Consider the following 19,249-nt stretch of genomic DNA (forward strand, 5'->3'; position numbering starts at 1 on the left):
GCTCAGCCCGCGGTCTCGGTGATGCCTCCGGAGGCGTGGATGTCGTAGCGGCGCTCGCCGACGCGCAACCCGCGCAGCACCGCCTGCGGGTCGAGCGCGGCGACGCATCCCGCGGCGCGCACCGTCCCGTCCGCGGCGACCGAGACGCCGAACAGGGCCTCGATCACGAGCTCGATCCAGGCGCCGGATGAGGAGCACGACCAGTCGATGATGTATGGCAGCTGCGGCGGGGCTTTGCGGGCGCCGCCGTTGATCCCGGGCACGGCCTCTTCGACGAAGTGCGCCTGCCCCATCGGGCCCTGGTTCGCGGTGCGCGACAAGCCCTCGACCCAGGAGGTGAGCACCTCGGGGGCACCGAGGGCGGCGAGCGCGCGACCGGCATCCGCAGGCCAGGCGGGGTAGGCGCCGTTCCACTGGTGGTCGGGGCGCGGACTGTAGCTGGCATCGGCATCCCACGGGGAGAGGGCGCGCATCCAGTTGTCGGTCTGCAGCTCGCGCTGGAAGAACGAGACCATGTCGTCGCGCACACCGGGGGTCAGGTCGTCGGCGATCGTGGTCCCGACCACGCTGAAGTCGTAGCAGTGCCGGACCGGGAGCTGCGTGCCGTCGGGCTGTCCGGCGGTGAAGATGCCCTCGCCGGGGACGTAGCGCGCGATCACCGCGGGCAGCAGGGCCTCGGCCTCGGCGCGCAGGTCGGCCGCGGAGGCGCTGTCGCCCTGGAGCTCGGCGAGCGAGGCCGCCGTGCGCATGCTCCACACGTTCGCGGCGTTGAGGCTCGCGACCTCGTGCGTGTACGAACTCACGCACTCGAGCAGGTTGTCGATCTCTCCGTAGTCGGCCAGGGGTGTCCCTCGGCGCAGGTCCTTCCAGGCGGTCGCCCATTCCCGGACGGAATCGGCGACGGTCTGGCCGCCGACGACCTCGTCGAGGAACGCCGTGTCCCCGGTGAAGCGCACATAGTCGTGCACGAGCCGCGTCATCGCGTAGTCGTTGACGGAGTACCACCGGCCGACCGGTCCGCCGGTGAGGGACGAGGTGCCGAAGTGCGAGTGGATGTCGAGGGAGATCCAGTGCCGCAGCTGGGAGCGCATCTCGCCCGGGTCGAGCAGTGCGTGGCTCACGGAGCTCAGGCTGTAGTCCCAGATGAACGTGGTGGTGCCCCAGTAGTTGGGCATCAGGGTGTCGTACGAGCGCCCGAGCACGTTGCCCGCGAAGTCCCGGCGGAACCAGATCACGCCCAGAGCGGCCCACCAGTACAGGCGCCGCAGCGGAGCGGAGGTCGTCTCGAGCACGGGCAGCGCGCCGGTGAACTCTGCGTCGTCGGGGTCGAACGCGGCGTGCAGCTGGCGGTTCCAGAACTCCTCGGCATCGGTCACCGCGCCAGGGACGTCGGTCGTGACGAGGTCGAAGGTGCGGGTGGCGTCGGCCGCGGAGGTCCCGATCGCCTGCACGTATCCGGTGCGGCTGCTTCCTCCGGCCGGCACGGCGAGCGACACCGTGAGCTCGCCGCCGCGGCCGTTGCCTCCGATGCCGGCGTCGAAGGCGTCCGGCAGCTCGGCGACACCGCTCAGGGCGGCGGATCCCCCCACGATCCCCTGCACGCTCCACGCCGTGCCCTCCGCCGAGGAGAACACGAGGCGCTCGCCGTCGACGGTCGCGGTGTCGCGCTCCGAGGGGGACTCGGCGTCGAGCCAGGCTGTGTCCGAGCGGGTCGCCCGAGCGGCGGCCGAGAGTCCGAGTCGCACCACCCTGTCCATCGCCCCGGTGTTGCGCACGACGATGTCGATCGCGACCGCCGTCCTCCCCGGCACGCACACGGTGGTGGTCTCGATCTCGAGGTCGCCGACGGTCGCCCGCCGCACCACCCGGTCCGGACGCCACTCGTGCGTGACGGGTGCTCCGTAGGAGGCGAACAGTCGGCCGTCCACGAACAGCACCGCCGTCTGGGTGAGTCCCTGCGACACGGGTGGGAACTGCACGGCGCTCACCGCGGTCAGGTCGTGGTCCACGCGCACCGTGCCGAGCATGTTGGTGAGGCCGGTCGGCGCGACCATGTCGTCGAAGTGGTGGGTCACCGCATCGGCGGCGAGGTCATCGACGGTGGGGATGAGGGGATGCATGATGCCTTTCGAGGGGCGGGAAGCGTGCCGGGTCAGTACTGTCCGAGCGCGAGGCCCTTGGCGAAGAACCGCTGCGTGCACAGGAACAGCACCACGGTGGGGAGGGAGACGAGCACGGCCGCGGCGAGCACGACCGACATCTGCGCCCCGCCGTAGGTGCTCTGCATGCCGGACAGGGTCGTGATGATGGGGCGGATGTCGTCGGACTGGCTGAGCGTGAGGCCGAGCAGCAGGTCGTTCCACACGAAGGTCGCCTGCAGGATGAAGATCGCCACGAGGGCGCTCGACGCCATCGGCAGGTACATGCGCGTGAAGATGCGCCAGGTGGTGGCACCGTCGAGCACCGCGGCCTCGAACACGTTGTGCGCGACGCCGGTGAAGAAGTTGCGCATCACGAACGCCGAGAACGGGATCGAGATCACGGTGTAGATCATGATCATCCCCAGGCGGGTGTCGAACAGGCCGGTGCGGGAGTACGCGTCGAACAGCGGCAGCAGCACCATCTGCAGCGGGAACACGGTTCCGCCGAAGATCACGACGAACCAGAGGAAGCCGCGCTTGAGCCGCAGGGCCACGATCGCGAACCCGGCGGCGGCACCGACGAGCACCGCGATGGTCGGCGAGACGATCGAGTAGATGAGGGTGCTCACGATGCTGTCGCCGATGCCCGAGAGCTCCAGCGCCTGGCCGAAGTTCTCGAACAGGTGGAAGTCGGTCGGGATCCACGACTCCTTCGACGTGAAGGTCAGCGGGTCCTTCATCGCGTTCACCACGAGGAGGTATGCCGGCAGCAGCCACACGATCCCGAGGAGGACGAGCACGGCCGTTCTGATGATCTTCGACATCACATCTCCTTCTTCGGGGAGAGCTGCTGACGCAGGTACAGCACCGAGGCGATCAGGGTGATGACCGTCAGGAACACGGCGATCGCGGAGCCGAGTCCGTAGTCGCTGTTCACGAAGGTCTCCTTGTACATGGTCAGCGCCAGGGTCTCCGAGACCGTGCCCGGTCCGCCCTTGGTCATGCCCCACACGATGTCGAAGGTCTTCAGGCTCGCGACGATCGAGAGCCCGACGACCACCGCCGTGAGCGGACGCAGCATCGGCCACAGGATGCTGGTGAACAGGCGCGGGCCGCCGGCGCCGTCGATGCGTGCGGCCTCCAACGGTTCCTTCGGGATCGCCTGCAGTCCGATCGTGAACAGCAGCGCGTTCACGCCGACGCCCTGCCACGAGGAGGCGATGATCATGACGATCGTGTTGAGCGGAGCATCCAGCAGCCATCGGGGCGGGTCCGTGATGCCGAACGCCGCGAGCGCCTGGTCGAGCGCGCCGCCCGAGGAGAGGATGAACGACCACACCACGCCGACGCCGATGCCGGAGAGGGCGTAGGGGATGAGGAAGGGGAGGCGCAGCCAGATGCCGCCGCCGAGGTTCCAGGTGAGCAGAGCGATCGCGAGACCGATGCCGACCGGGATGATCAGGGTGCCGATCACCCAGAGCACGGTGTTCAGGGCCGAGCCCACGAAGTCGCCGTCGGTGAACATCTCGACATAGTTGTCGAGGCCGATCCAGGTCGGGCTGCCGAGCCCGTTGTACTTCGTGAAGCTGAGGAACACCGTCCAGAGCAGCGGGAGGTAGAGCAGGACTGCGACCAGGATCACGCCCGGGGCGACGAAGCCCCGGGCGGACCACTGGTACGGCGTCTTCTGGTGCGCCATCCGCTCGCTTACTCCTGCTCTGCCCAGTACTTGTCCGCCGTGGCCTGGATCTTCTCCAGGAACGGCATCGGGTCACCGGGGTTGGCGTTGAAGGCGCCGAACTGCTCGATCGCGGTGGTCACGATCTCGGTGGGCATGGCTTCGAAGAACCGGTCGTAGAGCGAATAGCCGTCGCCGGCGATCTGCTCCCCGATCTCGGCCAGGGCGGGGTCGGACACCGTGGCCTTCGGGTTGAACGCGACGTCGCCGTGCGCATCGTTCCAGGCCGTCTGGGCATCGGGCGACATCCACCACTCGGCGTAGGCGAGACCGAGGTCGCGCTGCTTCGAGTTCTCGGCCGTGCAGATCGGACCGGACTCGACCGCCACCGGAGTGGTGTCGAGGCTGTCGTTGACGGCCGGGATCGCGAACATCCCGTAGTCATCGGTGGTCATGCCGGCGCCCTCGAGGTTGCCCGCGAAGAACGTGCCGAAGTTGATCATGGCGTAGTCGCCCTGCTTGAGGCCGACGGCGGGGTCGGTCGTGCTCCCCGCGTCGCTGAACCAGCCGGCCTTCTGCTCGTCGAGCCACACGTTCATGATGTCGACGATCTCGGGGTCGGTGTACTTGACGTCGCCCGTGGTGAGCCCGGCGTACAGGTCGGGGTCGGTGGAGGCGACCAGGTGCTGGAACCACTGGAAGGTGAACAGCACGCTGGTCTGGTAGTACGGGGTGACCCCGGCCTCCTTCAGCGTCTCGGCGGCGGTGTTCAGCTCGTCCCAGGTGGTGGGCACCTCGACGCCGTTGTCGGCGAAGGCGGCCTTGTTGTAGAACATGATCCAGTAGGCGATGTTCATCGGCACGCAGTACTGCTTGCCGTCGAAGGTGTAGCTGTCGCGCAGGTCTTCGCTCACCCAGCCCTCGTCGACGGCCTGGGACCAGATGTCGGTGGTCTCGGCGACCAGCCCCTCGTCGACCAGCTGCTTGAGCGAGTCACCGGTGTGCCAGGTGAACAGGCCGGGCGACTTGTCGGTGCGGAAGGACTGCTTGATGAAGGCGTCGTACTGGTTGGCGTCGGAGTACCCGGTGGTCTTCAGCGTGATGTCGACGGCGTCGCCGCTGACCTCGTTGAGCGACTCGAAGTCGGGCTTCCACGCTGCCTTGTCGGTGTAGAAGTTGAGCGTGCCGGTCACCTCTCCGGCCTCTCCGGAACCGGAGTCGCCGGCGCACCCGGCGAGTGCCAGGGTGCCGAGGAGGAGACCGGCCGCGGCTGCGGCGATCGTGCGTCGCGAAATCATTCAGAACTCCCTTGTTCGTTTGGTATCGTTACCAGAAATCTGGATTCACGCTACCAAGGTGATGGATGCGGTGCAAGGGATTCCTGTGGTGGGAGTCCCCGGCGATGGATGCTGCATGGTGCGCGGTGTTCAGTTGTCACTCGTGCGCGAGCCGCGCACGTAGGCCTTGACGGTCGCGAAGCGGGCGCTGCGCGAGTTCTCGGTCCGTTCGATCCGGTACGCCCCCACCGCTGCCGGGACGATGAACGTCTCGGCGTAGTGGATCACGAAGGGTGCGAAGGCGTCGGTCGGGCTCACCACGCGCACCTCGTCCCCCTCGACCAGGTTGAGCACGTTGACCGTGCCCTCGGTGTCGTGGTCGGCGCCCTGTTCGAACCAGTGCCGGCGCACCTCGATGAACTCCAGTTCGTGCAGGCCGGTGCTCTCCTCGATGACGTCACCGTCGGTGCGGATGGTCTCGACCTGGTCGAGGAGGTTGTCGCCGACCCACGTCGTGTCGCGGTCCCATTGGATGTTGCGGGCGCCGTGGTCGAGGTGCACGGGGCGAGGCACGCCGTCGAGGCCGACACGGCCCCAGTCCCAGAGCTTGAAGGTGAAGATGAACGGCGTCGCCGAGATCTCGAGAACCATCGAGTTCGCGCCCGAGCAGTGGATGGTGCCCGCCGGGATCGCGAAGTGGTCGTGCTTGCGGGCCGGGAAGGAGTTGACGTACTTCTCCGCCGGGAAGGGGTGCTCGCCGTCCTGCGCGGTGGCCAGGTCCTGCAGCATCTCGGCGCGGTCGATGCCCTCCTTCGTGCCCAGGTAGACCACGGCGTCGTCGCCGACGTCGAGCATGTAGTAGCTCTCGTCCTGCGTGTAGTGCATGCCGAACGTGTTCTGGATGTAGTCGGTCAGCGGATGCACCTGCAGGCTGAGGTTGCCGCCGTCCATCGTGTCGAGGAAGTCGAAGCGGATCGGGAACTCCGCGCCGAAGCGGGAGAAGGTCTTCGCGCCGAGCAGATCGACCGGGCGGCTGAACACCAGGTCGAGCGCGGGGATCTCGACCACTCCGCCCTCGCCTTCGAGCAGCAGCGAGTTCTCCTCGGGGACGCAGTCGAAGCACCACGCGTAGTTGTCCTTCGAGGGGTCGAGTCCGATGAGGTTCTTCATCCACTGCCCACCCCAGACGCCGGGGTCGAAGAACGGCACGACGCGGAACGGCCGGGACGCGGCATCCTTGAGCGCCTGCCGGAAGGCGGCGCCCGTGATCATGCCCGCCTCGGGAGAATCCGGATGCGGCTCGGCCGGGGCGATCGCGTTGCCGTCGAGGACGAAGTCGAGTGTCTCGAAGAGGCTGCGCTTGTGGCGGTCGGCGACGCGCCACTCCACGAAGAAGCCGCGCTTGTACTTGCGCAGGTTGTCTTCCGCCGCGTTGTCGGCGCGCCAGTTGGTGGCGCCCTTGCGCTGGCGCAGCTGGATCTCCCAGCGGGCCATGTCGACGAGCACCGTCGCGGCGGAGCCGTCCAGGCGCGGCGCCAGGAGAGCGGCGCCCCAGCCGATCACGACCGTCGGGGTCTGCGTGATGCCGGCGGCGAGGGCGTCGAGCTGCGCGGCGTCGTAGAAGTCGGCGAGGGTGAAGTGGCTCATGACGCCGAAGACCCGGTCGTCGGTGAGGTTCGGTGCGATCAGCTGTTCGACCTCGGCGACCGGGCGAGCGGCGGTCTCGACATCCTGCACGGTCCACTCCGGCAGGGCGGATCGCACCTGTGCCGTCAGGGTCGGGAGGTCGACGCCCGGGTACGTGTCCACGAGGAGTACCGGAGCGGTGCCGGTCACGCGTGCACAGGCTTCGGCGAGTTCGGCCGCTGCTTCCCAGCCCTCGGCGCCGCGGAGGATGCGCTCGCCCTCCGGCAGCGCCACGGTGGGCTGGGTGTCGTAGCGACCTCGGGTCGTGTGCCCTTCGTGCATGTCGCTGATCGGGGTGGTCACTTTTCCTCCTGCGGTGTTGCGGTGTGGGTGGTCGTCGAACGGGCCAGGACGCTGAGTCCGCGGGCTACCGAGAGCTCGGGCTCCGGCGGGACGACGAAGCGCGGGGGCGTCATCGAGGGCCAGAGGTGTGTGCGGACGTGGGCTTCGATCGGCGCACGGACCGCGTCTCCTGCACGGAGGATCCCGCCGGAGAGGATCACCACGGCCGGGTCGTAGGAATGCACGAGCGACGTGACGACCGCGCCCCACACGTGCAGGAACCTCGCCCGGAGTGCCGCATGCGCGTCGGTGGTGAAGACCTCGGTCATCGTGACGGCCTCCGGGAGGGCGCGTGTGCTCGCGAGGGCTTCTCCGCAGCCGACGTTGCCGCAGGGACAGAGGGGCCCGTCGAGGTCGACCGTGAGGTGTCCGCCGAGGATGCCGGCGTGCCCGGTGCGTCCACGCAGAGGTGTGCCGTCGATCATGGCCGCCGTGCCGATCCCGGTGCCGAGGGTGACGAGCACCGCGTCATGTTCTCCGGGTGCGCTACCCGACGACGTCTCGCCGATGAGGGCGGCCCTGGCGTCGTTCTCGACCGTGGCGGGGAGCCCGAACTCGGTCAGGGACCAGGCGCTCAGGTCGAAGTCGCGGAGGAAGTCGTACTTCGCGTTGGCGTGCAGCATCCGTCCGGAGTGCGGGTCGACGACGCCGGGGACCGCGATGCCGACGGCCTCCGCGGGGCGGTGCACGTCGTCGAGGAGACGGTGGGCTTCCGCGGCGGCTACGGAGAGGTCGGCGGTCGTTCCTTCGATGCGGACGCTGTGCGCCGCGACGACACGGCTGCCGTCGATCAGGGCGAGTTTGATCTCGGTGCCCCCGAAGTCGATGCACAGCTCCATCGGTCCTCCTCGTCAATGATTGGTAACGTTATCAACGCGGTGGAGGGGTGTCAACACTGCACGAATGTCGGGAGCATTGCCGCCTGCACGGTCCGTCTGCCCGGATTCTCCCGACGCCTGTCCCTGCTCCCGACAGGTGTGCGCAGAGCTCGCGCAGCGACAGTCTCGTGCAGGTGACGTCAGCGCACGCCGCGGAGTGAGACCGGCAGCTCGATCTCGCGGGTCGCGGCGTCGAGCTTCCCCCCGTCGAGACGGTCGAGCAGCAGACGCGTGGCGGCTCGGCCCAGTTCGCGCGGGTCGTGGTCGATCACGCTGATCGGCACCGGCGAGAGCTCGGCGAGCTCGAAGTCATCGAAGCTCACGATCTCCGGGAAGTCGGTGGCACGGCGCGATCCGGCGTTCAACTGGGCGCTGATCTCCTTCAAGGCACCGATCGCGTTGCGGTTGTTGGCGCAGAAGATCGCGGTGGGGGGATGCGCGGCGTCGAGGAGAGCGCGGGTGGCGTCGCGGGCCTGGTCGACGGTCTGCTGGTTCGTGGCGACGATGTCCGGGTCGACGGTCAGACCGTGTTCCGACAGGGCGCGGACGAAGCCGGCGTAGCGGCGCTCACCGGTGAAGATCGAGAGCGCGTTGCCGAGATAGCCGATGCGGGTGTGGCCGTGCTCGATGAGTGCGCTGGTTCCGCGGTGGGCGCCGTCGTCGTCCGCGAGCACGACGCTGTCGGCAGCGAGCCCCTCGATGCGGCGGGAGGCGAGGACCACGGGGACACCCTGACTCTGGGAATGGGCGAGGTGCGCGGACGAGGTGCCGGCGGGGACCACGATGAGCCCGTCGACCCGGCGGCCGAGGAAGTCGCCCACGAGGTCGGCCTCGCGTGCGGCGTCTTCGGACGTGTTCCCGAGGAGGATGCGACGGCCCGTCAGTGCGGCTTCCTCCTCGACGCCCAGCGCGAAGGTGCTGTAGTACGGGTTGGCGATGTTCGTGATCGCGACGCCGATGAGTCCGCTGCTGTGGCCGGGGCGGATGCTGCGGGCGTTCTCGTTGCGGTGGTAGCCGAGCTCGGCGACGGCCTCCATGACGCGCTGCTGCACGTCGGGCTTCACGTTGAGTCCGCCGGAGAGGGTGCGCGACACGGTCATGGGGCTCACGCCCGCTCGTGTCGCGACTTCCTTGACGGTCGGGCGGCGCGCTCGTTCGCTCATCACTGCCCTCCGAGGTGTGGTGTCGCCGATCAAGGGAACGTTACCAGCGGGGCAGCCGCGGCGCGTCGCGTTCACAACTCCTCAAGAATCCTGTCGTTGCAGTCTTCCCCGCCCTGCTCTGCGCCGAATGGGCTGAATTTTGCGGAGTTGTGAACGCTGCAGACCCGAGCCCCTCCCCCTGGGGCGTCGTCACGCACCGAAATCTGACCTGCACCGGCGCGCGGCCGTCCGTAGATTGGTCGGATCCTGCCCGGGAGGAGACCATGCCTGACGACTGTCCGTCGCATCCGTTCGATGCGCGCACCCGAGTGCACCTCGATCGTCCGCAGAGCCGCAAGTGGAGCCTGCATCCCGGTCGGATCGGCGCGTGGGTGGCAGAGATGGACTTCGGGATCGCGCCCGAGATCGCCGACGCGCTGCACCGCGCGATCGATGACGAGAACCTCGGCTACCTGTCGCCCCCGCAGGCTGCAGAACTCGGAGAGGCCACCGCCGCGTGGATGCGGGACGAGTACGGCTGGGCGGTCGACCCGGAGCGCGTGCACCCGGTGTCGGACGTGATGGCGGCTCTCGGCGTCGCGGTGCGGGAGTACGCGCCCGCGGGGTCGCCCGTGATCGTGCCCACTCCGGCGTACATGCCGTTCCTGACATATCTTCCGGCGATCGGCCACCCGGTCATCGAGGTTCCGGGTGTCGAGGTCGACGGGCGGTGGCAGCACGACCTGCAGCGCATCGACGAGGCCTTCGCTGCGGGAGCGCGCACGCTCGTGCTCTGCAATCCGCATAATCCCACCGGCACGCTCCTCGGTCGCAAAGAACTCGAGGCGATCGCGGCGGTGGTGGAGAGGCACGGCGGACGGGTCTTCGCGGACGAGATCCACGCCCCGCTCCGCTATGACGGCGCCCCGTTCGTGCCGTATGCCTCGATCTCGGATGCCGCCGCCGCGCACACCGTCACGGGGACGAGCGCCTCGAAGGCGTGGAACATCCCCGGACTGAAGTCGGCGCAGCTGATCACCTCGAGCGACGCCGACCAGGCGCGGTATCGACGGTTCGGCTTCGCGGTGCAGCACGGTGCGTCGACCCTGGGGGTTGTGGCCTCGACCGCCGCATACCGTCGCGGTGGGCCATGGCTGTCGGAGGTGACCTCGTACCTCGACGGGTCGCGGCATGCGCTCGCGGCGCTGGTGGACGAACACCTGCCCGGTGCGGTGTACCGCATTCCCGAGGCGACATACATCGGCTGGATCGATACCGCTGCCCTGCGGATCCCGGGGTCGCCCGCCGAGTTCTTCCGCGAGCGGGCCGGGGTCGTGCTCACCGAGGGGCGGCTGCTGGGTCGCGGTGCGGAGAGCCATGTGCGAGTCGTGTTCGCGACGCCCCGTCCCATCCTCGCGGAGGCTGTCACGGCGATGGGTGCGGCGGTTCGGGAAGCCGGTCTTCTGCGCTGACGGCCTCCGCCTCGAGCTCCTGTCAAGAGGGTGTCAAGGGGCTCTGCCGGTGTCGGTGGTCTGGCGTAGAAAGGAATGCGAGAGAAGGGATTCCGCATGGCCGCCGGCGATATCGAGACGTTCCACCGCAACGGCATCTGGTTCAACCGCATCGAGGGTGAATCGCAGACGTTGGGCAGCAGCTTCGAAGATGAGGCCGAGGCGGTGAAGGTCGGTCGCAGCGCGGCGGTCGCGCGCCAGGTCGCGCACACCGTGCGCACGGAGGAGGGGCCCTCGCCGGAGGCGCACATCTACGATCTCCACCCGCGTGAGCTGATCGGGTGACCGGGGCGCCCTCGGATCCGCCTTCGCGCCAGGAGTCCGAAGGAGGGATGCTGCTGCAGGCATGTGTCAACGGTGCCCGCGATCCGGTCGAGCATCCGTGGTTGAGTGCGGATGCGAGCGTTGTCGCCGAGGATGCGGCGCGGGCTGTGGATGCGGGCGCGCAGGAGGTGCATGTGCACCCGAAGAACGCGCGCGGGCAGGACAGCCTCGCAGCGCCGGACGTCTCGCGGTGGGTCGCAGCCGTCCGCGCGGCGCAGCCCGGTGTCCCTGTGGGAGTCACGACCGGGGCGTGGGCGGAACCCGATGTCGAACGTCGTCTGGCGGCGATCGCGTCCTGGACGGAGGGGCCCGATCATGCCTCCGTGAACTGGCATGAGGTCGGTGCTGACGAGGTGGCGGCTTCGCTGCTGCGCCGTGGCATCGCGGTGGAAGCGGGGCTGTGGGATGCGTCCGGATTCGAGGTGTGGAAGCGTTCGCCCGTCCGGGGCGAGTGCTTGCGGGTGCTGATCGAGTTGCCGGATGAGCCGGCGGAGACCGTGCGCGCGCATGCCGAGGCGATGATCGCGCACGTCCGGCTGGAGGAACCTGGCATGCCGATCCTGCTCCACGGCGAGGAGAGGTCGACCTGGTCCGTGTTCGATCTGGCGGTCGAACTCGGCCTGGCCGCACGGATCGGGCTGGAGGACACGCTCCTCCTTCCCGACGGCAGCACGGCGCCCGGCAATGCGGCGCTGGTGCGGATGGCTATCGAGCGGATGCGGGGAGTCTGACCGACCCGGCAGCGCCTCGGGGGCATCCTGGGGTCATGTTCGGTGAAAACGTGCTTCTCTTCATCCTGTTCTGGGCGGCCGTGTTCCTCAGCGGCATCCTCATCTCGTGGCTGGTGATCTACTCGGCCGTGCGTGCGGCTCTCTCCTCGCATCGGCAGGCGATGGCGCGTGACGGGCGTCCGGGTCAGGTCTGATCTCCGGGCTCCTCGGCTGAACTGCACGGTCGCCACCCGGGCGGACTCGGTCGTGTCTTCCCGGAAGCCCGGCCTGCGTGTGACACGTTCTTCTCTATGACTGAATCGCCCGTCGTCGCTGCCGATCCGATCGAGCGGTCGCGCGCGCTGCCACTCTTCCTCGGCATCGGTGGTGCTGTGCTGGGCCTCTTGCCGTGGGTGATCGCCGGCACGTTGCCGTTGCAGAACCTGTGGGCGTCGCCGACGATGCCGGAGGACATGCCGTTCGTGCTGCTGCCGCTGAGTCAATATCAGGCGACGCTGCTCTTCTCTCTGGTGCTGCTCGGCGGGGTGTTCGCCGGCATCGCGGTGCGCGTGGTCGCGCGGCGCCGCGACGTCGCTGTCTGGCCGGCGGCTCTCGGCGTCGCGGTCGTGCATCTGGTCGCGATCATGCAGAGCTTCGGCGTGCTGGCCGGAGGGCTCGGGCTCGGCCGTGGGGGTGACTCGCGCGCGATCCTCTACTTCGCCGGCATTCTGGGTGGCGTGATCGTGGCCGCCCTCCTGGCGCAGCTCGGCGTGTGGATGACGTCGCGCCGCTCGGTCGGTGTCGCTACGCTCGGTGTCGCGCTTGCGGCCGTGCCGTTCGGGAGCTGGGTCGGCCGGTGGTTCCTGGCTTTCACCGGCGAGGTGTTTCCGCCGGTGTTCCTGCCCGAACTGCTGCGGTGGATCCCGGCGATCGTGGTCGGCGCTGCACTCGTCTGGTGCGGGGTGCGGCCGGCGTCGCGGATCGTGGTGTGGGTGGTGGCGCTGCTCTCGCTGTGGCTGGTGCCCGCGCTGTTCACGGCGATCCAGTACGGGCTCGGGATGCGGGTGCTCGACGGTGATGTCGCGGAGATGGCACGGGTCTCGGTGCAGCTGTTCCCGATGGTGCTCGCGGAGGTGTGGCTGCCGGTGGTCGTGGCTCTCGTGATCGCAGTGGCCGGGACGGTGGTTCGGATGGTGGTGGAGCGCGATCGTCCGCGTGAGGTCACCGGCGGGCGCGTGCTCTGACCGCCCCGATAGGGTGCAGGCATGGAAGCGACACAGGGTGATGCAGCGACCGTCTCGGCCGAGGAAGCGCAGCGGACGATCATCCGCCGCTGGTCGTGGACGGTTGCCGTCGGCCTTCCGCTGATCGCGACGATCGTCGGCATCGCGCTCACGAGCACCGGGACGATCGAGCAGTGGAACTCGCTCGGCGATGACATGTACGACGTCGTCATGCTCCCTGTCTGGCCCGCCGGCCTCGTGCTGCTCAGCGTCGGGCTGCTCGGTCTGACCGCGACGGTTCTCACTGCCGCGGTGCTCACGACGAAGCGCTCCTCCTAACCCAGACGCGAAACGCCCCCGCCGTTCGGGTCGGCGGGGGCGTCGGTCTCGCGGGTGCGGCTTACTGCACCGACCATCCGCCGTCCGAGGCGAGGATCGCACCGTTGATGTTCACGGCGTCGTCCGACAGCAGGAAAGTGATGGATGCCGCGAGGTGCTCGGCCGTCGCCACAGTCGGGATGGCCTGCTGGAACGGGGCGAGCCGGCCGGAGCCGTACTCGGACATGTGCGGCGGCATCGGGATGCCGGTCGCGACTCCGCCCGGGGCCACGGAGTTCACGCGGATGCCCTTCGGTCCGTACATGAAGGCTGCCGACTTGGTGACGCCGATGATGCCGTGCTTGCTGGCTGTGTAGGCGTTGCCCGAGGCGTTGCCGCGCAGGCCCGCCTCGCTCGAGACGTTGAGGATCGCGCCGCGACCGGCCGCCTCCATGACGGGGATGACCGCGCGCATGAGCTTGAACGGAGCGGTCAGGTTGATCGCGATCACGCGGTCCCAGACGGCGTCGGGGGTCTCGCCAGCGGGCGAGAAGTCGTCGTTGATGCCGGCGACGTTGGCGAGACCGTCGATGCGGTCGCCGGCTGCGGCGAGGACGGCGTCGATCGCGTCCTGCTTCGTGAGATCGCCCGCGACCGTGACGATGTCGGCGTCCGGAAGTTCGGTCTTGAGGGCGTCGAGCTTCTCGGCGGCGATGTCGCTGGCGATCACGCGTCCGCCTTCGCGGGCGATGCGCGCGGCGGTGGCCTTGCCGATCCCCGAGGCAGCGCCGGTGACGATCACGGTCTTGCCGGCGAAGCGACCTGATGTGGGCTTCTCGGTCCAGCCCTCGGAGGCGTCGTCTTCGGGGATCTCGCCGCCGTTGGCCGCGCGGACGAGGTCGTCGACGACCGACTGGGGGAGCTGGCCCTGGCTCATTGCGACGAGCTGCTGAAGGGGGAGTCCGAGCACCGGGGTGAGGAGCTCGGGATCGGCGCCCGTCTTCTCGAAGAGTCCGCGGATGAGGGGCCCGCCGGTCGGGTCGTTCATCCAGTCGCCGATGGTGGAGTGTGCGGTGAGGGCCATGCTCGTTCTCCTTGTTCGGGTTACGCAACGGTGCGTCTACTTATTTTCCAGTGTACGCCTGAGTACGCTCGGAAGGTGCCTCGTCCTCGTAGTGAAAGAGCCCGCCAATCCGTGCTGGAGGCGATGCGGCGCGCGCTCGCCGCGGGTGGCTACGACGCCGTGACCATCGAGGGGCTCGCGGAGGCTGCGGAGGTCTCGAAGCAGACGATCTACCGGTGGTGGCCATCGAAGGCCGCGATCCTCGGTGAGGCGCTGCTCGAAGGCGGATTGCCCGGTGCCGAGGTGTCGGTCCCGATGACGGCCGATCTCGGGGCTGACCTGCGGGCGTGGTTCTCGGCGATGAGTGCCGCGCTGGCGGATCCGGAGGGCGTCGCGGTGGCTCGCGCGTTGATCGTGGTGACCGCGTCGGATCCCGAACTCGGCTTGGCGTTGAACGAGAAGCTCGCGGCACCGATCCGCGAGTGGGTCGCGGGACGGGTCGCACGGGCGGTCGAAGCCGGAGACGTGCGGGCCGATGTGGATGCGGCGGCCATCGCGGATCAGTTCATCGCGATGGCCAGCTATGCCGCTCTGCTGGGGCGACCGTTGAGCGATGGACGGGTGGACGCGACGGTGGCGGTGTTGCTGCGGGGGATCGGCGCGTAAGCGGGACTAGAGCTCGTGCCGGTGGAGCAGCAGGAGAGCGGCGGCGGCGACGCGGATGGAGGCGTCGTCGACGTATCTTCCGCTGATGATGGCGAGCAGTAACCCTTCGATGGAGCGGAGGATGGCATCCACCTGGCGTGCGTGTGAGGGGTCGCGGCGGATCCCCTCCCACCGGGATCGGAACGAGCGGAGCAGTTCCAGGATGAGTCCGATGAACGCGGCGGTCCGGCTGTCGATACCCAGCTCGGCGGTGGCCGGCCACCATTGCTCGCCCATCGATTCGTCGAGGTTCGCCAGGGCGCGCTCGAGGGTGTCCTGACCGAAGAGGTTTTCGCACGTGCGCATGAGGCTCTCGCGGTCGAAGCTGTCCCAGTGCGGGGCCGGCGGCAGGGCGACGGTGCCGGCGGGGAAGGGCACGGCTTCCGAATACGGAGGTGCCGAGTCACGCTCGGCCTCACGGGCATTCAGCGACGTCAGGTCGGACTGGATGAGGGAGAGGCGTTCGCTGATGTCCCCGCCCTGGGTGGTGACGGTGGCCTGCAGATCTTCCAGGCGTGACCGGGTGGCGGTGGTCGTGTCGTCGATGTGGGTGGTCTTGTCACGGGTCTCGGTGACCTTCTCCTCGACCTTCTCGACCAGCTTCTTGAGCGTGACGCCGAACGCGCTGAACTCCGAGAGATCGGGCCAGAGCAGCAGGAGAACGAAGATCACCGCAGCGAGTACGCCCGCGCTTGTCAGATTCGGGCCGGAGCAGGTGCGGGTGATGCCGTCTTTCTCGGAGTCGACGACCTCGCACACCTGGAACCATCCGGTGAGCGACAGGTAGACGGCCAGCCCGACGATGACGAGGACGAGGAGGTAGCGGAGGACCCGTCCGCCGGGGCTCGTCAGCCAGTCGTGGAGCTTTTCGAGCCGGCCGGGCGCAGGCTTGGACTCAGAGGTGGGAGGGGTGTCCGCCGTCATGGGGCTCATGGTGGCAGAACTCCGGGTGCTCCGGAAGGGGGGCTGCGGAAGGAGGGCTGCGTCAGGACTCGGTGGCGGTTGAGGCCACGATCCGTCCGTCCGCGAATCGCGCCTGGGCTCGGTCATGCCGCTTGCCGACGGGAACGAGCTCCGTGGCCTTCGGCAGGCCCATCGGCTTCGTTGACACGTAGACGCTCTCGGCGGTGTCGACGCGGAAGGTCTCGTGCCAGACCCCCACGGCTCCCGGCGCCTTGCGGGCTGCGCGGTTGAAGGCGGTCCAGGCAGGGCGGTGCTCCTGGTTCGAGCTGGAGGCGTAGGCGTAGAGCTTGTCGACCGAGGACCAGTACTGCACGACGTAGGGTCCGCCCGAGCCGAGGAGCAGGTGGTAGCCGAGCAGGCCCGAGTCGGGTTCGGTGCTGAGTTCGCGCAGCATCCGAGGCATGGCGGCGAAGGCCGGCATCCACAGATCGGGGCGCCACCAGCGGTTGATCTGCATCCCGATGTGGAACACGACGAGCTCGCCCTCGTGGCGGTGGGTCATGCGACCCGTGATGACTTTCGACATGGAGTCTCCTTGATTAGATAGCGTCACTATCCATAATGGATAGCGCTACTATCGATGTCAAGAGGTGGCCATGAGAATTTCCGAGCTGTCAGCCGAGGCCGGCGTGACCGTGCCGACGATCAAGTACTACCTGCGCGAAGGGCTGCTGCCCGAGGGCGAGCGGACGTCGCCGACGCAGGCCGCCTATGGCGAGAGGCACGTGGAGCGGCTGCGGGTGATCCGGGCGCTGCTCGACGCCGGGGTGAGCATCGCCGAGACGCGGCGGGTGCTCGGGGCGCTGGACGATCCGCCGGCGAGTGCCCATGACCTGCTCGGAACGGCGCACGCGGCGATCACTCCGCCCGTCGAGGACGCATTGGATCTGGCGGAAGCGGAGGCGCTGGTCGCCGGGCTCGGGTGGAAGCCGGGGATGTGCGATCAGGCGGTGCTGCACGCGGTCGCGCGCGCGATGCAGGGGCTGGAGCGCGTCGGGTTCACCGTGCCGGACGCGGTGATGGCGGAGTACCTCGCGAGCATGCGGCGGATCGCGGACGCGGAGATCGCCGGGGTGCCCGAGGAGTCTGCGGAGGCCGCGGTGCGATACGTGGTGCTGGGGTCGGTGCTGGTGGAGCCGTTGTTGTTGGCCCTGCGGCGCGTGGCGCAGCAGGTGAGCTCGGGGGAGCGGTTTGGGGGAGGTGTGATTTAGCGCGTAAGCGCAGCGGCAAGATGTGCTCGGAGCGCCGGATCACACACGTAGACGTACGTCCCCCGCATTCCACGGGTCAGCAGAACCCCATAGATGTTCCGGATGAACGTCAGTAGATCGTCGTCCCCGAATGCATCCTTGAGGTGCCCGGTGTTCTCCTTGCCCTTCTTGTCTCGATAGTTATCGCGGTCGGCGACGATTCGCCCGGTTGCCGGGTCGAGGCGGAGGTCTGGTCCGATGATCACGCCCGCGTAGTTGAGGTCGTATCCCTGAACGGTGTGGATGGAGCCGACTTCTTCAAGGGACCCTGCGGAGTTGATCCAGTCCTTGTCCGTGCCGTTCCATCGCATCCGTTCATTGCCGAGCTCGATGTCAAACGCGTCTGGATTCTTCTTCGACACCCAGTCCCACGCGTAGCCGGCCACGAGGCGGGATAGGCCGACTTCGGCATCCCGTTGTCGGATGGCGTCGCGCATCTCACCAAGGTCGTCGAAGAGTCGGAGTTCGTAGTCGCCCAGCTCGGGGAGTTCCGGCTCTTCGTCCCGCAGCAGGGCGCGCACGAACTCGACGTAGTCGGCACCAGCCTGTACACGCATCTGCGTGGTCAATCGGTAGAAGCGGTGCTCATCCTTCGCCTCGTTCACTGCGGCACCGAGGGCTTTGGGTGAAAGGTCATGCGGCCGCACACTCTGCTCTCCATCGACGAGCAGGAGCTGATGCTTGCTTCGGGCCCTAATCCAGTCAAGCTGTGTGTAGCGGGGATCATCCTCCCCGAACAGAGCCGCGTTGATGTCACGGAACTTCTTGTTCTGCACCCCAGACGCCTGGTTGGCCCGCTGACCCAACCGATGAGTCTCATCGACGAGAACCACGTCGAATTCCGCATTCGACTCACCGAGTTGGAAAGGTGACATCACCATTTCGGCGTCGAGCTTGGGCGTCTTCTTGAAGACCTTCTTGACCGACTCGCGCAGCGACTGTTGCGGGATCACGAGCGCCATTCGAAGTGTCTTGAGCAGCTCGCGATTCTCGGGAACAAAGAATTCCGAGAACATCGAGTCAGGTTCGACACCGTCATGGTCTTGGTAGTCGCGGATATCAGCGAGCAGCTTCATCAGGAAAATCGCGATGATCGTTTTGCCCGTCCCGGGGTTTCCCTGGACAACGAGCGTGGACTGCGCGCCGGGGTCCTGCAGGTCTTCGAGTAGCCCCTCCACGATGTCCATGATCGCGATCCCCTGGTCGTCGGTCAGGGCCTTGAAGGGCGAGAGCTTGAACAGGTCGGAGTTCTCGATCTGCGGGATGCTGCGCGAGAAGAGACCCTCCGCCCGCAGCGCCTCAAACACGTCGCGGAAGGACTCGCGGTAAACGTCGCGGTCGTAGTACTGCGCGTCCGTCAGTCCGTCGTTGCCGTTGAGGATGCGATATTGACCATCCCCGGAGAACCAACGAATGAGGTGCGACTCGAGATCGAGGCACACCGACTTGTTGTAGGTGTGATCCACGACGACGCGGATCGATTCGAGCGCCTCGTTCCTCTTCGAGCCAGCGAGGTGCTGTCTCATCCGGGTAGCTGCGCTTACCGTCTCGCCGACGTAGAGCCCGGGGGGACGGCGCTGACTGTCCCCTTCAATCACATAGACAACGGGCCAGTTGGTGTGGCGAGTATCGTCGCGTGCCCACGAGTCGACGGCGTCACGGCGGAAGGCAAGATGCTCGATGCTGAACTCTGTCACTCCGGCCCCTCGGAGAGCTTGTTGTACTTCGTCATTCGCCCCTTGGACAGCTCGACGGGGTACTTCGCCTTCGTGGACTCCAGCTTCTTCACGACGATCTCGTCGAGGTCGACGCCGATCTTGTTCGCGAGGTGGATGCAGTAGGTGACGACATCCGCGAGCTCTGCTTCCACTTGCTCCTGGTCGAAATCCGGCGACCACTGGAAGCACTCAAGAAGCTCGCCGGCTTCGATTGAGATGCTCTTGGCGAGGTTCTCCGGCGAGTGAAACTGGTCCCAATCACGCTCTGCAACGAAGGCGCGGAGGGCGGCGAGAGTCTGCGGCGACGGCATGAAGCGACG

The 19,249-nt window shown here is 67.8% G+C and carries 20 protein-coding genes; 8 read left to right on the forward strand and 12 right to left on the reverse strand.

All coding sequences use genetic code 11. The annotated features are described in order from the left end of the window. Positions 1-2: 2 nt before the first annotated feature. The 7 genes from E0W80_RS13060 to E0W80_RS13090 form a co-directional block, all read right to left on the reverse strand. Positions 3-2,120 carry a hypothetical protein gene (locus E0W80_RS13060; RefSeq protein WP_205802344.1) on the reverse strand — a complete coding sequence of 706 codons (2,118 nt, stop codon included), beginning with the start codon at positions 2,118-2,120 and terminating at the stop codon, positions 3-5. 32 nt (positions 2,121-2,152) lie between these two features. Further along, entirely contained in the window at positions 2,153-2,965 is an 813-nt protein-coding gene (locus tag E0W80_RS13065) for a carbohydrate ABC transporter permease (protein ID WP_047523681.1), read from the reverse strand. Continuing rightward, complete coding sequence (locus E0W80_RS13070) at positions 2,965-3,840, reverse strand: sugar ABC transporter permease (protein ID WP_047523679.1); 876 nt, start codon at positions 3,838-3,840, stop codon at positions 2,965-2,967. Before E0W80_RS13070 ends, E0W80_RS13065 begins: the two co-directional genes overlap by 1 nt. Positions 3,841-3,848: 8 nt before the next feature. Beyond that, positions 3,849-5,117, reverse strand: a complete 1,269-nt coding sequence (locus tag E0W80_RS13075) for an extracellular solute-binding protein (RefSeq protein ID WP_131493061.1) — start codon at positions 5,115-5,117, stop codon at positions 3,849-3,851. Between the two features lie 129 nt (positions 5,118-5,246). Next, positions 5,247-7,085, reverse strand: a complete 1,839-nt coding sequence (locus E0W80_RS13080) for a class I mannose-6-phosphate isomerase (RefSeq protein ID WP_131493063.1) — start codon at positions 7,083-7,085, stop codon at positions 5,247-5,249. Beyond that, positions 7,082-7,963, reverse strand: a complete 882-nt coding sequence (locus E0W80_RS13085) for an ROK family protein (protein ID WP_131493065.1) — start codon at positions 7,961-7,963, stop codon at positions 7,082-7,084. Before E0W80_RS13085 ends, E0W80_RS13080 begins: the two co-directional genes overlap by 4 nt. A gap of 179 nt (positions 7,964-8,142) precedes the next feature. Continuing rightward, positions 8,143-9,165 (reverse strand): LacI family DNA-binding transcriptional regulator, encoded by a 1,023-nt coding sequence (locus E0W80_RS13090; RefSeq protein WP_131493067.1) that lies wholly within the window; start codon positions 9,163-9,165, stop codon positions 8,143-8,145. Between the two features lie 263 nt (positions 9,166-9,428). Here E0W80_RS13090 and E0W80_RS13095 point away from each other — a divergent pair, with 263 nt between their 5' ends. The 6 genes from E0W80_RS13095 (at position 9,429) to E0W80_RS13115 (ending at position 13,251) form a co-directional block, all read left to right on the forward strand. Next, positions 9,429-10,616, forward strand: a complete 1,188-nt coding sequence (locus tag E0W80_RS13095) for an aminotransferase class I/II-fold pyridoxal phosphate-dependent enzyme (protein WP_131493069.1) — start codon at positions 9,429-9,431, stop codon at positions 10,614-10,616. A 96-nt stretch (positions 10,617-10,712) separates the two neighbouring features. Continuing rightward, entirely contained in the window at positions 10,713-10,940 is a 228-nt protein-coding gene (locus tag E0W80_RS13100; protein WP_047523674.1) for a hypothetical protein, read from the forward strand. Positions 10,941-10,987: 47 nt separating this feature from the next. Beyond that, on the forward strand, positions 10,988-11,710 hold the full coding sequence (locus tag E0W80_RS13105) for a 3-keto-5-aminohexanoate cleavage protein (protein WP_131493071.1): 723 nt from the start codon (positions 10,988-10,990) through the stop codon (positions 11,708-11,710). 35 nt (positions 11,711-11,745) lie between these two features. After that, entirely contained in the window at positions 11,746-11,904 is a 159-nt protein-coding gene (locus E0W80_RS19195; protein WP_153243347.1) for a hypothetical protein, read from the forward strand. A 96-nt stretch (positions 11,905-12,000) separates the two neighbouring features. Next, positions 12,001-12,933 carry a hypothetical protein gene (locus tag E0W80_RS13110; RefSeq protein ID WP_240740528.1) on the forward strand — a complete coding sequence of 311 codons (933 nt, stop codon included), beginning with the start codon at positions 12,001-12,003 and terminating at the stop codon, positions 12,931-12,933. Positions 12,934-12,954: 21 nt separating this feature from the next. Continuing rightward, on the forward strand, positions 12,955-13,251 hold the full coding sequence (locus E0W80_RS13115; RefSeq protein WP_131493073.1) for a hypothetical protein: 297 nt from the start codon (positions 12,955-12,957) through the stop codon (positions 13,249-13,251). A gap of 61 nt (positions 13,252-13,312) precedes the next feature. Here the strand turns inward: E0W80_RS13115 and E0W80_RS13120 are convergent, their stop codons facing one another. Continuing rightward, the gene (locus tag E0W80_RS13120) at positions 13,313-14,314 is read right to left on the reverse strand and encodes an SDR family NAD(P)-dependent oxidoreductase (RefSeq protein WP_047523662.1); all 1,002 of its coding nucleotides are present in this window, start codon (positions 14,312-14,314) and stop codon (positions 13,313-13,315) included. Positions 14,315-14,389: 75 nt separating this feature from the next. Between E0W80_RS13120 and E0W80_RS13125 the strand changes: the two genes are divergently transcribed. Further along, positions 14,390-14,959 (forward strand): TetR/AcrR family transcriptional regulator, encoded by a 570-nt coding sequence (locus E0W80_RS13125; RefSeq protein WP_240740529.1) that lies wholly within the window; start codon positions 14,390-14,392, stop codon positions 14,957-14,959. A gap of 6 nt (positions 14,960-14,965) precedes the next feature. Here the strand turns inward: E0W80_RS13125 and E0W80_RS13130 are convergent, their stop codons facing one another. Both E0W80_RS13130 and E0W80_RS13135 read right to left on the reverse strand, forming a co-directional pair. Beyond that, positions 14,966-15,922 (reverse strand): hypothetical protein, encoded by a 957-nt coding sequence (locus E0W80_RS13130; RefSeq protein ID WP_131493075.1) that lies wholly within the window; start codon positions 15,920-15,922, stop codon positions 14,966-14,968. A gap of 61 nt (positions 15,923-15,983) precedes the next feature. Continuing rightward, positions 15,984-16,487, reverse strand: a complete 504-nt coding sequence (locus E0W80_RS13135; RefSeq protein ID WP_131493077.1) for a DUF4188 domain-containing protein — start codon at positions 16,485-16,487, stop codon at positions 15,984-15,986. A gap of 70 nt (positions 16,488-16,557) precedes the next feature. Here E0W80_RS13135 and E0W80_RS13140 point away from each other — a divergent pair, with 70 nt between their 5' ends. Next, positions 16,558-17,172, forward strand: coding sequence for a MerR family transcriptional regulator (locus E0W80_RS13140; RefSeq protein ID WP_131493079.1), 615 nt, complete (start codon positions 16,558-16,560; stop codon positions 17,170-17,172). On the opposite strand, the gene E0W80_RS13145 is transcribed toward E0W80_RS13140, so the two are convergent. Both E0W80_RS13145 and E0W80_RS13150 read right to left on the reverse strand, forming a co-directional pair. Continuing rightward, positions 17,169-18,908 (reverse strand): DUF2075 domain-containing protein, encoded by a 1,740-nt coding sequence (locus E0W80_RS13145; RefSeq protein WP_131493081.1) that lies wholly within the window; start codon positions 18,906-18,908, stop codon positions 17,169-17,171. The two genes, E0W80_RS13140 and E0W80_RS13145, sit on opposite strands and share 4 nt — an antisense overlap. Further along, complete coding sequence (locus E0W80_RS13150; protein WP_131493083.1) at positions 18,905-19,240, reverse strand: nucleotide pyrophosphohydrolase; 336 nt, start codon at positions 19,238-19,240, stop codon at positions 18,905-18,907. The genes E0W80_RS13145 and E0W80_RS13150 overlap by 4 nt, the downstream gene beginning before the upstream one ends. Positions 19,241-19,249 lie beyond the last annotated feature (9 nt).

Source organism: Microbacterium sp. PI-1, from assembly GCF_004337555.1.
Taxonomy (GTDB): domain Bacteria; phylum Actinomycetota; class Actinomycetes; order Actinomycetales; family Microbacteriaceae; genus Microbacterium; species Microbacterium aurugineum.

Bases quoted from the DNA above. Each gene is read 5' to 3' on its own strand.
- E0W80_RS13130 (WP_131493075.1), bottom strand. From the start codon at position 15,922: ATGACGGCGGACACCCCTCCCACCTCTGAGTCCAAGCCTGCGCCCGGC.
- E0W80_RS13095 (WP_131493069.1), top strand. From the start codon at position 9,429: ATGCCTGACGACTGTCCGTCGCATCCGTTCGATGCGCGCACCCGAGTG.
- E0W80_RS13140 (WP_131493079.1), top strand. From the start codon at position 16,558: ATGAGAATTTCCGAGCTGTCAGCCGAGGCCGGCGTGACCGTGCCGACG.
- E0W80_RS13105 (WP_131493071.1), top strand. From the start codon at position 10,988: ATGCTGCTGCAGGCATGTGTCAACGGTGCCCGCGATCCGGTCGAGCAT.
- E0W80_RS13070 (WP_047523679.1), bottom strand. From the start codon at position 3,840: ATGGCGCACCAGAAGACGCCGTACCAGTGGTCCGCCCGGGGCTTCGTC.
- E0W80_RS13135 (WP_131493077.1), bottom strand. From the start codon at position 16,487: ATGTCGAAAGTCATCACGGGTCGCATGACCCACCGCCACGAGGGCGAG.
- E0W80_RS13085 (WP_131493065.1), bottom strand. From the start codon at position 7,963: ATGGAGCTGTGCATCGACTTCGGGGGCACCGAGATCAAACTCGCCCTG.
- E0W80_RS13100 (WP_047523674.1), top strand. From the start codon at position 10,713: ATGGCCGCCGGCGATATCGAGACGTTCCACCGCAACGGCATCTGGTTC.
- E0W80_RS13120 (WP_047523662.1), bottom strand. From the start codon at position 14,314: ATGGCCCTCACCGCACACTCCACCATCGGCGACTGGATGAACGACCCG.
- E0W80_RS13075 (WP_131493061.1), bottom strand. From the start codon at position 5,117: ATGATTTCGCGACGCACGATCGCCGCAGCCGCGGCCGGTCTCCTCCTC.
- E0W80_RS13115 (WP_131493073.1), top strand. From the start codon at position 12,955: ATGGAAGCGACACAGGGTGATGCAGCGACCGTCTCGGCCGAGGAAGCG.
- E0W80_RS13090 (WP_131493067.1), bottom strand. From the start codon at position 9,165: ATGAGCGAACGAGCGCGCCGCCCGACCGTCAAGGAAGTCGCGACACGA.
- E0W80_RS13065 (WP_047523681.1), bottom strand. From the start codon at position 2,965: ATGTCGAAGATCATCAGAACGGCCGTGCTCGTCCTCCTCGGGATCGTG.
- E0W80_RS13150 (WP_131493083.1), bottom strand. From the start codon at position 19,240: ATGCCGTCGCCGCAGACTCTCGCCGCCCTCCGCGCCTTCGTTGCAGAG.
- E0W80_RS19195 (WP_153243347.1), top strand. From the start codon at position 11,746: ATGTTCGGTGAAAACGTGCTTCTCTTCATCCTGTTCTGGGCGGCCGTG.
- E0W80_RS13060 (WP_205802344.1), bottom strand. From the start codon at position 2,120: ATGCATCCCCTCATCCCCACCGTCGATGACCTCGCCGCCGATGCGGTG.
- E0W80_RS13110 (WP_240740528.1), top strand. From the start codon at position 12,001: ATGACTGAATCGCCCGTCGTCGCTGCCGATCCGATCGAGCGGTCGCGC.